Below are 13407 nucleotides of genomic sequence, written 5' to 3' on the forward strand. Positions count from 1 at the left end.
GGTGTCAGCGTCCCGCGCTGGATGCCGTGGGGGCCGTGGTGGCCGCCGAAGCGGCCGGACCGCCGATTTCCGCGGCGACCGCCGCCGTGGCGGAGGCCGCGGCCGACGCCGGCTTTGCACCGGCACCTGCGGCACCGCCCTTCTTCATGCCCGCCGGCACCGGCGTCACCGGTTGACCGGCGCGCACGCGCTGCAGACCTTCGATGGCGAGCTTGTCGCCGGCCTTGAGGCCGCTGGCGACCAGCCACTGGTTGCCGACCGCGCGGGTCAGCACCAGCTGGCGCAGCTGCAGCTTGTTCTCGGGTCCGACAACCAACGCCGTCGCCTCGCCGGTGGGCGAGCGCGTCACGCCCTGCTGCGGCACCAGGATCACGCCGCTGTCGACGCCGGCCAGCAGCTTGGCCCGGACCACCATGCCGGGCAGCAGCGCGCCGTCCGGGTTGGGCACGATTGCGCGCAACGTGACCGCGCCGGTGCCGCGGTCCACCGTCACGCCGCTGAACTGCAGCGTGCCGGGACGCGCGTACTCGGTGCCGTCCTCGAGCACCAGCTTGATCCTGCTGCTGCCGCTGCGGGCGTCGAGCTGGCGGCGCAGCTGCAGGATCTCGGCGCTGCTCTGGACGATGTCCACGTGCATCGGATCGAGCTGCTGCACCGTCGTCAGCGCCTGCGTCTGCGCGGCGGTGACCAGCGCGCCGGCGGTCACCGTCGACACCTCGATGCGGCCGGAGATCGGCGCGGTGATGCGGGTCCGGTCCAGTTGCACGCGGGCGGCGGCTAGCGCGGCGCGGGCCACGGCCACGTCGGCCTGCGCCTGGCGCAGCGCGCTGGCGCTGTCGTCGGCGCTCTGGCGGCTGAGGGCGTCGGCCTTGAGCAGCTCCGCATCGCGCTCGGCGCGGCTACGGGCGACGGCCACCTGGGCCTCGGCCTTCTGCAGCGCGGCGGCGGTGCGCGCGCGCTCGGCCTCGTAGGTCGCGGCGTCGAGCTGGTACAGCGGCTGGCCGGCGCGGACCAGCTTGCCTTCCTCGAAGAGACGCTTCTGCACGATGCCCGTCACCTGCGGGCGGATCTCGGCGACCTGGCTGGCGGACAGCCGGCCCGGCAGCTCCAGCGCCAGCGGCGCGTCCTGCGTCGTCACCACGATCACGCCCACTTCGGGCGGGGCGCGCTTGGCGGTCTCGTCCTTCTTCTCGCCGCAGCCGGCGAGCACCAGCACGGCCAGGGCGGCCAGCGCCGCGGCGATCGGACCCAGGGACGGCGCGCGCGGGGTGCGCGACGGGATCAAGGACTTCAACGACGTGGATGTCAGAATCTTCTTCGGCATGGCGGCGGATGCTCGTCCACGAATGTGGAGAGACCTTGAAGATCGCGTCAGGCGCGCGGCCTCCGCCCGGATGGCTTGCCCGTCGCACGCGGGCGCCCTCATCATCCCGTCCGTCGACGGTTTACCCATCACTTTCGGCACACTGCCACGGTCCGTTCCGCGCTTCCCCTTCGTTTTTCCTTCTCCCGGATGAAGCTCTCGTTCACCCTCACCGCCCGGCTCTTCGCCGCCGTCTTCAGCACCGCCATGGCGGTGGCGCTGGCCATGGGCGTGTTCTCGCACATCAACCTGAACCGGGACTTCATCGGCTACCTCAACGAGCAGGGCGTGAACCGGCTGGAACTGGCACGGACCAGCGTCACCGCCGGTTATCGCGAGAACGGCAAGAGCTGGGATTTCCTGCGCCAGAAGCCGGAGCTCTGGGGCCGCCTGCTGCGCCCGCTGGTGCCGGAGGCCGACATGCCCGCCGTCAAGCACGGTCCGGCCGAGCTGACAGGCGCGACGCGGCGCTTCACGCTGTTCGACGAGAACCGCGAGCGCGTGGCCGGGTATGCCGGGCCGGTGGAGCCGAGCGTGGAGCGGCCCATCATCGTCGACGGGCTGACCGTGGGCTGGCTGACGCTGACGCCCATCGAATCGGTGAGCCCGGGCGCGGAGAAGCATTTCTACGACGCGCAGCTGCGCTCGGCCTGGGTGGTCGGCGGGGCGGCGGTGCTGCTCGCCGGGGCGGTCGCGTTCTGGATCTCGCGCCGGCTGCTGAGTCCGGTGCGTCGCGTCGCCGTCGCCACGCACCGGCTGGCGGCGGGCGACTTCGAGGTCCGCGTGCCCGAGACGCGCAACAACGACGACATCGCCGGCCTGGGCCGCGACTTCAACCAGCTCGCGCTGACCCTGCAGCGCAACGAGGCGATGCGGCGCGAATTCCTTGCCGACGTCTCGCACGAGCTGCGCACGCCGCTGGGCGTGCTGCACGGCGAGCTGGAGGCGCTGGAGGACGGCGTGCGCAAGCTCGACGCGCAGGCGTTGCGCTCGCTGCAGGGCGAGGTCGGCATCCTGCACAAGCTGGTCGACGACCTGCACGAGCTGTCGATGGCGGACGTGGGCGCCCTCGCCTACCGCAAGTCGGAGGTCGACCTGTGCCAGCTGATCGACGTGACGGCGGGCGCCTTCGGCGAACGCATGCACGGCAGCGGCCTGAAGCTGCAGCTGGACCTGCCGGAGCAGCCGCTGCGCGTCTTCGGCGACGAGCGTCGGCTGCGGCAGCTGCTGGGCAATCTCGTCGAGAACAGCTGCCGCTACACGGACGCCGGCGGTGCGCTGAGCATCAGCGCGCGGCGCAGCGGGGACCATGCGGTGATCGACGTGCAGGACACCTCGCCCGGCGTCGGGCCGGAGCATCTGCCGCGGCTGTTCGAGCGCTTCTTCCGCGTCGACGCGTCGCGCAGCCGTCGCGGCGGCGGATCGGGGCTGGGGCTGTCGATCTGCCAGCGCATCGCGGAAGCGCACGAGGGCCGCATCGAAGCGCGCCCCTCGCCGCTGGGCGGCCTGTGGATGCGCGTGGAGCTGCCGGTCCATGTCTGAGAACGGCGCAGGATCGACGTCCGGATCGGGGCAGGGATCTGGATCACCATCCGGGTCGGGTGCGGGATCGGGCTCGGGTCTGGCGCCGATGCCGATGGAGCCGGGCCCGTCGCGGGTCCTGGTGGTCGAGGACGAACCGAAGTTGGCGGCGCTGCTGGCAGACTACCTGCGCGCGGCCGGACACGAGCCGGAATGCGTGGCCGACGGCCGCGAGGTGATTCCCGCGTGGACGGCGCGGCGGCACGACCTGATCCTGCTCGACCTCATGCTGCCGGGCATCGACGGTCTGACGCTGTGCCGCACGCTGCGCGCGATGAGCAGCGTGCCCATCCTGATGCTGACGGCGCGGGCGGACGAGTCGGACCGGCTGGCCGGCCTGGAGACCGGCGCGGACGACTACATCGCGAAGAACCCGTTCAGCCCGCGCGAGGTGATGGCGCGGGTCAAGGCGGCGCTGCGCCGCGGCCGTGCGCACGAGATGGCGACGGCCGCCGCGGTCGCCGCCTTCGCGGCCGGCAGCGAGGCGCTCTTCATCGACGAGGCCGGCTGGACGGCAAGCTGGCGCGGCGAGCCGCTGGACCTGACGCCGATCGAATTCCGGCTGCTCCACATCCTGGCCGCGCAGCCCGGGCGCGTGTATGCGCGCACGCAGCTGCTGGACCTGCTGCACGTGGACGGCCGCGAGGTCACCGAGCGCGCGGTCGACAGCCACATCAAGAACCTGCGGCGCAAGCTGGAGCGCGCGGGCGCCGGCACGGACCGCATCCGGTCGATCTACGGCGTGGGCTACCGGTTCGAGCGGTGACAGGTCTTGCCTGGATTGGTGGTCCAATCCGGACTGCGCGGTTCGAGACGCCGCTGGCCCTCACCCCCACCCTCTCCCGCAGTGCGGGAGAGGGGGCCACCCCAGTGCTCCTGAGTCGAATGGCTCGGTGCATTCTCACTCCCTCTCCCGCTTGCGGGAGAGGGCGGGGGTGAGGGCCAGCGGCCTCGGCAGTCAACGAATGATGAACCGCCGCGTTATTCGAACGAGCAATTGCTGACGACTCCGAAGCATTCCGCAACATGACCGCAATGAGACGGTCACGGCGCTTCCGGACAGTCGTCCCCCGAGGAGGAACCCTGAATGAAGAAATGGATCGCCATCGGCGCGCTGGCGCTTCTGAACGCCTGCGCTTTCACGTCCTACACCCGCATGTTCGGCGGCTACGGCTACAACGACGTGCCGCTGTCGCCGGACCGCTACCGCGTGACCTTCGCCGGCTACCAGAACGACGTGCCGTCCAAGGCGGCGGACCAGGCCCTGCTGCGCAGCGCCGAGGTGACGCTGACCAAGGGCTACCGCTACTTCGTCGTCGTCGAGGAGCGCAACGACATGCTCACCAGCAGCTACCAGGTGCCGGCGACGCAGACGACCGAGACCACGAGCAAGGTCGAAGGCAACGAGACCAAGTCGGTCTCGACGACGACCTACAACGAAGCCAAGACGGTCACGCAGAAGCAGCCGGCCACGACGCTGACCATCCAGTGCTTCCACGACAAGCCGGCCGAGGCCGCCGAAGGCAAGGTCTATGACGCGCAGTTCCTGTGGACCGAGCTCGGCCCGCGTTACGGCGTCAAGCGTCCGCCCAAGGGCTGAGCGCCGCGGCTCACGGAGACGCCGACACCCCCGCTGACAGACGCGCCGCCACGGCCGGCAACCCGGCCGCCGCGGTCGTCTGCCACCGGAAGCTCACGTTCGCGGCGACGTCGCCCGGCTGCGGATTGATCTCCACGATCACCGCGCCTTTCGGCGCCAGCCGCACCATGCCCGCGGCCGGATAGACGACGCCGGAGGTGCCGACGATCAGCAGCAGGTCGCACTCGGCGATGCGTTGCGCCGCCGCGTTCACGACCTCGTCGTCGAGCTGCTCGCCGAACCACACCACGCCCGGGCGGATCGAGCCTTTGCCGCACGCCGCGCAGGTCGGCGGCGTCAGTCGACGCTGCGCTTCGGGCGGCGGATCATTCAGCGCGGCGCGTGCGCCGCACCGGTCGCATCGCGCCGCGAAGAGACTGCCGTGCAGGTGCAAGGCGCCTTCGACGCCCGCGCGCTCATGCAGGTCGTCGACGTTCTGCGTCACGACCTGCGCGCCGAATTCGCGCTGCAGGCGCGCCACCGCGACATGGCCCGGATTCGGCCTGGCGGCCATCACATGCCCGCGGCGCCATTCGTACCAGCCCCAGACCGTCTCCTTGTCCCGCTGCCAGGCGCCAGGTGTTGCCAGCTGCTGCGGATCGAATTCGCCCCACAGCCCATTGCTGCCGGAACGGAAGGTCGGAATGCCGCTGTCAGCCGACATCCCGGCGCCGCTGAACACGACGATGTGCTCGAAGCGGCGATTCAGCAGTTGACCCAGTGCTGTGGGTAGGTCACCCCACTCGTCGTTGTCACTCATCGTCAGAAGTCCGTCGAATTGAATGGCGCGATTCCCCCGTGAGAGGGAGTCCACCTCCCCCGCCGAATCGCTTTCGCTGCCGGGATGCGCTCGGATAATCGCATGCCATGAGTTACGCACCTGCACTCGTCGCCAATGCATTCGTCTACCGCGGAAAACAGGCGGGACGCAATTTCGTCCACCTGGAGATTCAGAAGCTCGTTTTCTTCATTCACGCGTGGACGCTGACGCTTCTTGGGCAATCGGTTGTCTCCGAGCGTCCCGAAGCCTGGGAATACGGGCCACTGTTCTCATCGCTCTATTACCGCCTCAAGGAGTTCGAGGCCGAGGCGATCGAGATGCTGCCCGAGTTCCAGCCCGAGACATGCGAGTTCGTTCCCCTCATACCCAGCCAGGAGGACGAGCGATTCTGGTTCTACGTCGATCAGATTCTGGGCCGGTACGGAAAGCTCAACAGGTATCAACTGTCGGCACTCGCCCACGACCCCGGCGGACCTTGGGAAGAAACGAGGAACGCGAAGATCACCGTGATGCGAGACGACGTCATCCGTAAACACTTCGCCAAGATGGTGCCGCATGCCTCGCCCCATTAAAGCAACACTTCCGAAGTTGCCCGCAATCTCGGCTCTGGAGATGACCGCCGCGGCAAGCCCTGTCAAAGAAGCCGAAATGGTCGAAGACCGATTCATGAGCAAGCCGCAGAAGCTTGACCTGAGCCTCCGTGCCTGGGCTGGACGCGGCGGCCTGGCCACCGCGGCCGTGCTCTACGCCGCAGGGCTGTTCTCACTCAGCGTGTTTGTCGGCGTCTTCGATCACTGGCCTCCCGTCTCCGCCGACAAGTGGCACATCGTCGTGACCACGGTCATCGCGCTCTTCTCGGTGCCCACGATGATCCTGCTGACGATCATCCGGAGTTCCTCGTCGGTGAAGACCGAGCCGGACGTCACGACCAAGAATCTTCACACCTTGGTCGGCGAGAAGCTCCTCAACCTGCTGGAGAAGCTCGCCGACAAGGTGATCGCCAAGAACTGAGCGCAGGCGATCGGTGGCTCAGTGCCTCAGGGGCTCACCCCTTCAACGCCGCCTCGATCTTGGCGACGTCGATCTTGTGCATCTCCATCATGGCGCTGAAGGCGCGCTTGGCGGCCGAGCGGTCGGGGTTGTTCAGCGCCTCCGACAGCACCCGCGGCGTGATCTGCCACGAGATGCCCCACTTGTCCTTGCACCAGCCGCACGCGCTCTCCTGACCGCCGTTGCCGACGATCGCGTTCCAGAGCCGGTCCGTCTCGGCCTGGTCGTCGGTCGCGACCTGGAACGAGAACGCCTCGCTGTGCTTCATACCCGGCCCGCCGTTCAGGCCGATGCAGGGAATGCCCATCACCGTGAACTCGACCACCAGCACGTCGCCCTCGACGCCCGAGGGATAGTCGCCCGGCGCGCGCGCGATGCGGCCGACCTTGCTGTCCGGGAAAGTCTTCTCGTAGAAACGCGCGGCCTCTTCAGCGTCCTTGTCGTACCAGACGCAGATCGTGTTCTTCGCTTGCATGGGGTCTCCTTGGGGTTGGGGGGTCATCGTAGACACGACGAGCGGGCGTCGATGTTTTCGACAAGGTCCTCCACATCAGGGACAACCCAGTACGACAAAAGAACACCCCATTGGGAGACCTCTCACCGGATCGGCGCCTCGTGCGTCTTGGCGCGCCCCTTCAGATCCCGCCCGCCGACACGATCGGCCCCGTCGGCTTGCCGGTGCGCGAGCCGCCGCTGGGCTCCAGGCTGACAGCAAAGGCCTGGGTGTCGTCGAGGAGGTTCGCGCGCGTCACCGTCGTCGGGACATCGCCGGCCGCGATCAGGCCCAGCGAGCGCGGCGCGCCGGCCTTCGGCACGGCCCAGAGCTCCAGCGCGTGGGCCGCGTCGATCACCACCGGCGCCAGGGGCTTCAGCACCAGCGCGCGTCCGTCCGCGGACACGCTGGCGACGAAGCCGGTCTTGACGAGCTCCACGCCCTCCGGCGTGCTGCGCAGCACCACCACGATGGGCGCCGCCTCGGGCACAGGCCGGGCGACCATCACCGCCAGCACCACGGAAGCCGCGAGGGCCACGGCACTGAGTCCGCGCCAGAACCGCAGCGCGCCTGGGCGATCGTTGGCCGCCGGGCGCACATCCGTTGTCGCTGAGGTTTGCGTGGGCGTTGGCGTTGGCAACGTCGATGTCGAAGACTGCGTCGACGACGGCGCGCTGTCGGAGGCGCCGAACAGACGCATCTGGATCGTCGCCCACACGCTGGCAGGCGGTTCGACGGCGGCCACCTGCCCCGCCAGCAATTGCAGACGCGCAGTCCAGGTCGCCGTGGCGGCGGCCAGCGCGGGATGCGCCGGCAACAGCTTCTCGAATCTGCGACGAGCGCCGCCGCGCAGCGTGCCGACGGCGTAATCGGCGGCCAGCCGCTCCGCGCGTTCCGGATGTCCGTAGTCCATCAGATCGCCCTGCCCATCGTCGCCAACCGTTCGGTCGCCCGGTCCAGGCAGCCGCGCAGGCTCGACAGCCCGCGCCGTACCCAGCTCTTCACCGTGCCCAGCGGCTGGCTCATGTGCTCGGCCACCTCGGCGTGCGACAGACCCTGGTAGTAGGCCAGCGCCAGGCTGCTGCGCTGCTCGCCGCTGAGCTGCGACATGCAGCGTTCCAGCGCGTGGGCGCGGTTGGCGTCGTCCAGCAGGTCCAGCGGGCTGGGTTGTTCGCTGGGCAGGTGGTCGAGCAGGTCGCGCTCGCCCTCCCCGCCTTGGCCGTCTCCGCCGCCGTCGCGTCCGCCCAGGGCGCCGAAGTGGCTGATGGTCGACGGCTGCGCGGCCCGGCGCCGCAGGCTGTCGATCGCGCGGTGCCGCGCGATCGTCGTGAGCCAGGTCAGCACCTTGCCGTGCGCGAGGTCGAAGCTCGGCGCCTGCCGCCAGACGGTGATGTAGATCTCCTGCAGCACTTCCTCCGCATGACCGCGGTCGCGGTTGATGCGCAGCACCATGCCGAACAGCGTCGCGCTGGTCGCCCGGTAGAGCTCGTCGAACGCGCTGCGATCGGACGCCGCCACCCGGGTCATCAGCCCCGCGAGTCGGGCGTCGCGCTCAGCAAGAGAGGACGGCGCGGCGTCGATCCGCGGGTGGGGACCGGAGTCGTCGGAGGGGGTCGTCATGGGCGGTTCTACGCGGGCCAGGCACATCTGGATCAGTCCTCGCTCTAGAAACTTCGGCGCAGGGTGACGCGCAGCGTGCGCGGCTCCGCCGGATGGACGTGGCGGTCGGCCACGGCCGCCGCCTCGCCGGGAAGCCGCGACTCGTAGAAGTACTCGATGTCGTTGACCCGCTTGTCGAACAAATTGAAGACATCCAGGGTCACTTCGGTCTTCGCGCCGATGCGGCGGCTCACGCGCAGGTTGGTCGTCAGCGAGGAACGGGACCGCACGCTGTCGTCCTCGATCAGCGGCGCGCTGCCGAGGTAGCGCCATTGCAGGCTGGCGGACCAGGGGCCCAGTTCGCGCACCGTCATGCCGAACGAGGCCACCCGGTCGACCGCGTTGGGAATGCGCGCGCCGGCGGGATCGGCATCGGAGAAGCGCGCCCGCGTCCAGGCGAGGTCGGCGTCGATCAGCAGCCAGGGGACCGGCACGTAGCGGTTGTTCCATTCGACGCCGTGCCGCCGGCTCGGCCGGTTGGCTTCCGTGGCGCCGGCGTCGCCGACGTAGACCAGCTCCGAGTCGAAGTCGAGCTTCCACCACGCCAGCGAGCTCTGCAGCCCGGGCACGATCTCGCTGCGCACGCCGAGCTCGTAGCCCTTCGCCTTCACCAGCCCCGGCACCGGCTCCACCGGATCGCCGGTGCGCGGATCGACGCGCGCCGTGACGCCGCGCGCGTCGTTGCTGTGGAAACCGCGGCCGGCGTTGAGGAAGAGCTCGGTGCGCGACCAGGGTCCCAGGATCAGCGAGAACTTCGGCGACGCCAGGGTCTGCCGCGCGGACCCCGAGTTCGTCGCATCGCTGAGGCTGTCGACGCGGAACCGCGCCTGGTCCGCGCGCACGCCGACGACAGTGCGCGCCCAGGGCGCGAGCGCTACACCGAGGTCGCCGTAGACGCTCGCGAGCGTCTCCCGCACGCGGTCGTCGCGCGTCGTGCCTGTGGTCGCGCGCGCCTGCGTGTCGAAGAGCCCGACCCGCGCGCGATCCTGGCGCAGCTGCACGCCGACCTCTCCGCGGGCCGGCAGCCCGGCGAGCGTCGTCTCCGCCGCGTGGCTCGCGCTGAAGCCGTAGACCTTGCGATCGTCCTTCTGCGCGAACTGGTCGCCGGTGTCGGGGCGCTCCATCGCGTAGGTGAAATTCGAGTAGAGCGACAGCCGGTACGCCATCGCGTACGCGGCCACGCGGGTGCTGCGATCGCCGTCGTCGCGAGACCATTCGCCGGACAGGCTGCTGCGGCTCGTGCGGCCGCCGTCGCTCGGGTCGATGGCATCGAAGCGGCCGAACGGCCGGCCATTGAAGCTGCCGGCGTCGATGAGGCGCTGCGGCACTTGATCGGTAGACGTCCAGTCGGCGCGATAGTCCATCAGGCCGACGCGCCAGCGGTCGGTGCCGGAAGCGCCGGACAGGCTCAGGACGAGGTTGCGTCGGTTCAGGTCTTCCGGCAGGCGCCACGGGCCGTCGTTGCCCATCGCCTCGACGGCCCCCAGCAACTGCAAGCCCTCCGCAATGCGCATCGATCCGGCCGCCAGCGCGCGCCGGTAACGGCCCTCGCCCAGCGTCAGGCTGACGAAGGGGGCGTCGAGTTCGCGCAGGTAGTCGATGTCCGCCGATCCCGCCGCGGCGAAGTCGCCGTTGCGGGCGAAGTACGGCCCCTTGCGGTAGTCGATGCGATCGACCAGTTCCGGGATCAGGAAGTTGAGATCGGCGTAGCCCTGCCCATGCGCGTGGCTGGGCATGTTGACCGGCACGCCCATTACCGTGGTGGCGAAGTCGGTGCCGTGGTCAAGGTTGAAGCCGCGCAGGAAATACTGGTTCGCCTTCCCGTCGCCGCTGTGCTGCGTGACGATCAGGCCAGGCACGAACTCCAGCACCTCGCCGGGCCGCAGCACCGGCCGGCTCTTGAGAAGACCGGCCCGTATCGTGCCCTGCGACGCCGCGTCGCTGCTGCCGATGCCGTTGTCGTAATGGCGGCCTTCGACTTCGACGCGCTGCAGCGCGACCGTCTGCGTGATGGCGTTCGCGGCCGCCGTCGAAGATGTAGAACCGTTCGACACGTCCGTCGCCGGCTCAGCCGCGCGAGCCGTGCTGAGCAGGCTCATCGTCAGCGTCACCGCGGCCATGGCCATCACAAGATCGGCTGTCATCCGCCCACTCCCAGGATCTGCACATCGAAGAGACGCTCGACCAGCCAGACGATCGCGATCGACGCGACGATCGCGGATCCCGCGCCCAGCACCCATCGCGGATAGCCGCGCCAGCGCCGCGCCGCCCAGGCGAGCGGCACCAGCACGGCGACGATCGCCAGCTGTCCCGCCTCGACGCCGAGGTTGAACAGCACCAGCGGCGCCGCCAGCTCGGACCGCGCGAGGCCGAGGTCCTTCAGCGCGCTCGCGAAGCCGAAGCCGTGCACCAGACCGAAGAGGAAGGTCAGCCGCCAGCGCGTCTCGACCAGCACCGGCCGCAGGTTGTTCAGCGCGGCGAGCAGCACGCTCAACGCGATCAGGCTTTCGACCCAGCGCGACGGCGGGTTGACGACGTCGAAGACCGCCAGCGCCAGGGTGATCGAGTGCGCCACGGTGAAGGCCGTGACGACGCCGAGCACGCTCCACAGCGCCGGTCGCCACGCATCGGCGGGATGCCACTGCCCGGACTCGCGGCGCAGGACCGCCGGCAGCAGCAGCACGACGAGGAACAGCACGTGGTCGATGCCGATCCAGATGTGGTGCACGCCGTCGCGGAAGATGCCGGCCAGGCTGTGCGTCCGGGCAGGCTCGGATCCCGTTTGCGCTCCGAGTGCGACGGTCATGCCCGCCGTTCCCGGCACGACGACGGCGGTCTTCGCCGCGCCGCCCTGCCGCCAGACCAGCACACCGCGATGCGTCGGATCGGTCGTCGCGAACAGGCCGTAGGACAGCGTGCCGATCGCCGGCGCGTGGGCGCAGGTCCACGTCCGCACGAGCACCGCATACCGGCCGTCGCTGTGCTGCTCCAGCTGCAAGGGCGCGGGGGCGCCGGCCCGGCAGGCGGCCCCCTGCGCGTCGCGGATCTCCATCCGCACGCCGCGGTCGGCGAGCGACTCGATGTCCGCCGCGCGCGATCGCACCTCGCCCCAGCGCAGCAGTCCGTCGTCGTCGGCGTCGAGCACCAGATCGCGGTCCAGGTCGCGCAGGGCGATGTCGATGCGCAGCGTCGCGGCAGTGCCGTCCGTTCGCAGTTGCAGGTACGCGTCGCTGGCCTTGTGGGCCTCGGCGACGGAAACGCCCATGACGCCTGCCAGCGCGAGGCAGGCGGCGAGGACCCGTCGGGAGCACGCGTTCATCCGAGCTCCTTGAGACGCCGGTCCTGCATCGATCGCTCGCGGACGAAGGTTCGGACGGGCTCGGCCGCGTCGGGCTGCTTCGCGGCGCGCGCGGCACGCATGAGCAGCACCGCATCGGCCGGCTCGCGCTGCTGAGCCCAGTTCATCAAGGCTTCCTTCAACGCCGTCGCCGCGTCGCCTCGCACGTCCAGCGCGAAGCGGGCACGCTCCCGCGCGTGGCTGTTGTCGCCGCGCAGCGCGGCGGCGTCGAAGCGCTGCTGCACCTCCGTCGCTGCACGCTCGGCGCCGGGATCGGCCGATCGCTTCCACGCGATGGCCAGGCGCAGCAGCAGCGCATCGGGGATCTGGTCCAGACCTTCCGGCTGACCGGCACGCACAACCGCGGCAGCATCCTTCGGACGTCCCGCGTCCAGCAGCCAGTCGGCATACGCCGCGCGGACATAGAGGTCATCGTCCAACTGCAGCGCCCGTGCATAGAGCGGCCCCGCCGTCGCGATCCCCTGACGCTCGGCGAGCTCGGCGCGCAGCAGCGCGATCCACGCATGCGGCGCACCCGCGGCGCGGTCGAGCATCGCCAGACGCTGCGTCGCGGCGTCATCCTTGCCCTGCAGGCTGTCGAGTTCCGCCAGACACGCGTGCCCATGCGTCAGCGACAGCGGAGGCGCCGCCAACCGGTGGCAACCGGCTCGCGCTTCGTCCCATCGTCCGCGCACCTGCAGGATGCCGGCACGCGTGAGCTCCGCCTGCGCCTGCAAGGTCGAAGGTAGCCCGCGTTCGCGCAGCAGCCGGTCGAGTTCCGCCAGCGCCGGGTCGAAGTCGTGCCGCGCCTGCAGCACCGTCGCCTTCAGCAGACGCGCGGCAGGCGGCGCGGCGGGGTCGTTCCACCACGGCTGCAGCCATGCCTGCGCGGTGCCGAGATCGCGCGGATCGCCGTAGCGCCGGCTGCGTTCGACGGCCTCGCGCGCGGCGCGCAAGGCCAGCCCGAGATCGCGCGGCTGCTGCGCCAGCACGCGCTGCTCGGCGCGCTGGCGTGCACGCTCTCCCGCCGAGCCGGCGCGCAGCGGCAACCGCTCCACGACCTCGTCGTCCTGACGAGGCGTGAAGGGTTCCGCCGACGCGACGGCGGCGACCAGAGCGACGCACGCGAGCGCGAGGGCTCGCGCGGCCTTCAAGTGACGGACGCCGGTTCGTCGGTCTCGCTGGCGGGCGGCGTCGTCACGTTGTCGGCCGTCAGCGGCTCCGCGGTCTCGCTGCTCGACTGCGAGGTCGTCAGCGTGAACTGCGTGTAGGCCGTGGACGAACCGAGCGCGCTGTCGGGCACCGATGCCGGCTTGGGATCGCCCGGGACACCGCTGTCGCCGTCCCCGTCGCCGCCGAAACAGCCAGCCACCATCACGGCGGCGGCGACCGCGGTCAGCGCGAGCGCCGGACGGCGCCAGCGTGCCGAGGGTGACCGTCCGTCAGGATCGGAGGAGACCGAAGGGCCCGAGGGCCTCGAAGAGGATTCGCTCATGAGGGGCTC

General features: G+C 70.2%; 14 protein-coding genes. 5 read left to right on the forward strand and 9 right to left on the reverse strand.

Features of this window, described 5'->3' with window-relative positions; all coding sequences use genetic code 11:
* Nucleotides 1-4: 4 nt before the first annotated feature.
* The gene (locus ACQZ13_RS16185) at nt 5-1324 is read right to left on the reverse strand and encodes an efflux RND transporter periplasmic adaptor subunit (protein ID WP_431046143.1); all 1320 of its coding nucleotides are present in this window, start codon (nt 1322-1324) and stop codon (nt 5-7) included.
* 189 nt (nt 1325-1513) lie between these two features.
* Here ACQZ13_RS16185 and ACQZ13_RS16190 point away from each other — a divergent pair, with 189 nt between their 5' ends.
* The 3 genes from ACQZ13_RS16190 to ACQZ13_RS16200 all read left to right on the forward strand — a co-directional run bounded on the left by ACQZ13_RS16190 (nt 1514) and on the right by ACQZ13_RS16200 (nt 4544).
* Nucleotides 1514-2905: an ATP-binding protein gene (locus ACQZ13_RS16190; protein WP_431046145.1), complete on the forward strand. Its 1392-nt coding sequence runs from the start codon at nt 1514-1516 to the stop codon at nt 2903-2905.
* Entirely contained in the window at nt 2898-3710 is an 813-nt protein-coding gene (locus ACQZ13_RS16195) for a response regulator (RefSeq protein ID WP_431046147.1), read from the forward strand. Before ACQZ13_RS16190 ends, ACQZ13_RS16195 begins: the two co-directional genes overlap by 8 nt.
* 321 nt (nt 3711-4031) lie before the next feature.
* Nucleotides 4032-4544 (forward strand): CC0125/CC1285 family lipoprotein, encoded by a 513-nt coding sequence (locus tag ACQZ13_RS16200; protein ID WP_431046149.1) that lies wholly within the window; start codon nt 4032-4034, stop codon nt 4542-4544.
* 10 nt (nt 4545-4554) lie between these two features.
* On the opposite strand, the gene ACQZ13_RS16205 is transcribed toward ACQZ13_RS16200, so the two are convergent.
* Nucleotides 4555-5343 carry an SIR2 family NAD-dependent protein deacylase gene (locus tag ACQZ13_RS16205; protein WP_431046151.1) on the reverse strand — a complete coding sequence of 263 codons (789 nt, stop codon included), beginning with the start codon at nt 5341-5343 and terminating at the stop codon, nt 4555-4557.
* Nucleotides 5344-5450: 107 nt separating this feature from the next.
* On the opposite strand from ACQZ13_RS16205, the gene ACQZ13_RS16210 reads away from it, so the two are divergent.
* The gene (locus ACQZ13_RS16210) at nt 5451-5936 is read left to right on the forward strand and encodes a Panacea domain-containing protein (protein WP_431046153.1); all 486 of its coding nucleotides are present in this window, start codon (nt 5451-5453) and stop codon (nt 5934-5936) included.
* Nucleotides 5920-6375, forward strand: a complete 456-nt coding sequence (locus ACQZ13_RS16215; RefSeq protein WP_431046155.1) for a hypothetical protein — start codon at nt 5920-5922, stop codon at nt 6373-6375. Before ACQZ13_RS16210 ends, ACQZ13_RS16215 begins: the two co-directional genes overlap by 17 nt.
* Nucleotides 6376-6409: 34 nt before the next feature.
* Here ACQZ13_RS16215 and ACQZ13_RS16220 read toward each other — a convergent pair whose 3' ends face one another.
* The 7 genes from ACQZ13_RS16220 to ACQZ13_RS16250 all read right to left on the reverse strand — a co-directional run bounded on the left by ACQZ13_RS16220 (nt 6410) and on the right by ACQZ13_RS16250 (nt 13398).
* Nucleotides 6410-6889 (reverse strand): VOC family protein, encoded by a 480-nt coding sequence (locus ACQZ13_RS16220; protein WP_431046157.1) that lies wholly within the window; start codon nt 6887-6889, stop codon nt 6410-6412.
* 160 nt (nt 6890-7049) lie between these two features.
* Nucleotides 7050-7820 (reverse strand): anti-sigma factor, encoded by a 771-nt coding sequence (locus ACQZ13_RS16225; RefSeq protein WP_431046159.1) that lies wholly within the window; start codon nt 7818-7820, stop codon nt 7050-7052.
* Nucleotides 7820-8527 carry a sigma-70 family RNA polymerase sigma factor gene (locus ACQZ13_RS16230; RefSeq protein ID WP_431046161.1) on the reverse strand — a complete coding sequence of 236 codons (708 nt, stop codon included), beginning with the start codon at nt 8525-8527 and terminating at the stop codon, nt 7820-7822. Before ACQZ13_RS16230 ends, ACQZ13_RS16225 begins: the two co-directional genes overlap by 1 nt.
* A gap of 44 nt (nt 8528-8571) precedes the next feature.
* The gene (locus ACQZ13_RS16235; protein ID WP_431046163.1) at nt 8572-10710 is read right to left on the reverse strand and encodes a TonB-dependent receptor; all 2139 of its coding nucleotides are present in this window, start codon (nt 10708-10710) and stop codon (nt 8572-8574) included.
* Nucleotides 10707-11885: a HupE/UreJ family protein gene (locus ACQZ13_RS16240; RefSeq protein ID WP_431046165.1), complete on the reverse strand. Its 1179-nt coding sequence runs from the start codon at nt 11883-11885 to the stop codon at nt 10707-10709. The genes ACQZ13_RS16235 and ACQZ13_RS16240 overlap by 4 nt, the downstream gene beginning before the upstream one ends.
* A complete protein-coding gene (locus ACQZ13_RS16245) occupies nt 11882-13057 on the reverse strand; it encodes a hypothetical protein (RefSeq protein ID WP_431046167.1) in 1176 nt (391 codons plus the stop codon). The genes ACQZ13_RS16240 and ACQZ13_RS16245 overlap by 4 nt, the downstream gene beginning before the upstream one ends.
* Nucleotides 13054-13398: a hypothetical protein gene (locus tag ACQZ13_RS16250; protein ID WP_431046169.1), complete on the reverse strand. Its 345-nt coding sequence runs from the start codon at nt 13396-13398 to the stop codon at nt 13054-13056. Before ACQZ13_RS16250 ends, ACQZ13_RS16245 begins: the two co-directional genes overlap by 4 nt.
* Nucleotides 13399-13407 lie beyond the last annotated feature (9 nt).

This window comes from Roseateles sp. L2-2 (genome assembly GCF_050613215.1).
Lineage (GTDB): Bacteria > Pseudomonadota > Gammaproteobacteria > Burkholderiales > Burkholderiaceae_C > Roseateles > Roseateles noduli.

What these genes read in the sequence shown, in the direction of transcription:
- ACQZ13_RS16250 (WP_431046169.1), bottom strand. Translation starts at nt 13,398, where the DNA reads ATGAGCGAATCCTCTTCGAGGCCCTCGGGCCCTTCGGTCTCCTCCGAT.
- ACQZ13_RS16240 (WP_431046165.1), bottom strand. Translation starts at nt 11,885, where the DNA reads ATGAACGCGTGCTCCCGACGGGTCCTCGCCGCCTGCCTCGCGCTGGCA.
- ACQZ13_RS16205 (WP_431046151.1), bottom strand. Translation starts at nt 5,343, where the DNA reads ATGAGTGACAACGACGAGTGGGGTGACCTACCCACAGCACTGGGTCAA.
- ACQZ13_RS16210 (WP_431046153.1), top strand. Translation starts at nt 5,451, where the DNA reads ATGAGTTACGCACCTGCACTCGTCGCCAATGCATTCGTCTACCGCGGA.
- ACQZ13_RS16200 (WP_431046149.1), top strand. Translation starts at nt 4,032, where the DNA reads ATGAAGAAATGGATCGCCATCGGCGCGCTGGCGCTTCTGAACGCCTGC.
- ACQZ13_RS16195 (WP_431046147.1), top strand. Translation starts at nt 2,898, where the DNA reads ATGTCTGAGAACGGCGCAGGATCGACGTCCGGATCGGGGCAGGGATCT.
- ACQZ13_RS16220 (WP_431046157.1), bottom strand. Translation starts at nt 6,889, where the DNA reads ATGCAAGCGAAGAACACGATCTGCGTCTGGTACGACAAGGACGCTGAA.
- ACQZ13_RS16215 (WP_431046155.1), top strand. Translation starts at nt 5,920, where the DNA reads ATGCCTCGCCCCATTAAAGCAACACTTCCGAAGTTGCCCGCAATCTCG.
- ACQZ13_RS16235 (WP_431046163.1), bottom strand. Translation starts at nt 10,710, where the DNA reads ATGACAGCCGATCTTGTGATGGCCATGGCCGCGGTGACGCTGACGATG.
- ACQZ13_RS16225 (WP_431046159.1), bottom strand. Translation starts at nt 7,820, where the DNA reads ATGGACTACGGACATCCGGAACGCGCGGAGCGGCTGGCCGCCGATTAC.
- ACQZ13_RS16190 (WP_431046145.1), top strand. Translation starts at nt 1,514, where the DNA reads ATGAAGCTCTCGTTCACCCTCACCGCCCGGCTCTTCGCCGCCGTCTTC.
- ACQZ13_RS16185 (WP_431046143.1), bottom strand. Translation starts at nt 1,324, where the DNA reads ATGCCGAAGAAGATTCTGACATCCACGTCGTTGAAGTCCTTGATCCCG.
- ACQZ13_RS16230 (WP_431046161.1), bottom strand. Translation starts at nt 8,527, where the DNA reads ATGACGACCCCCTCCGACGACTCCGGTCCCCACCCGCGGATCGACGCC.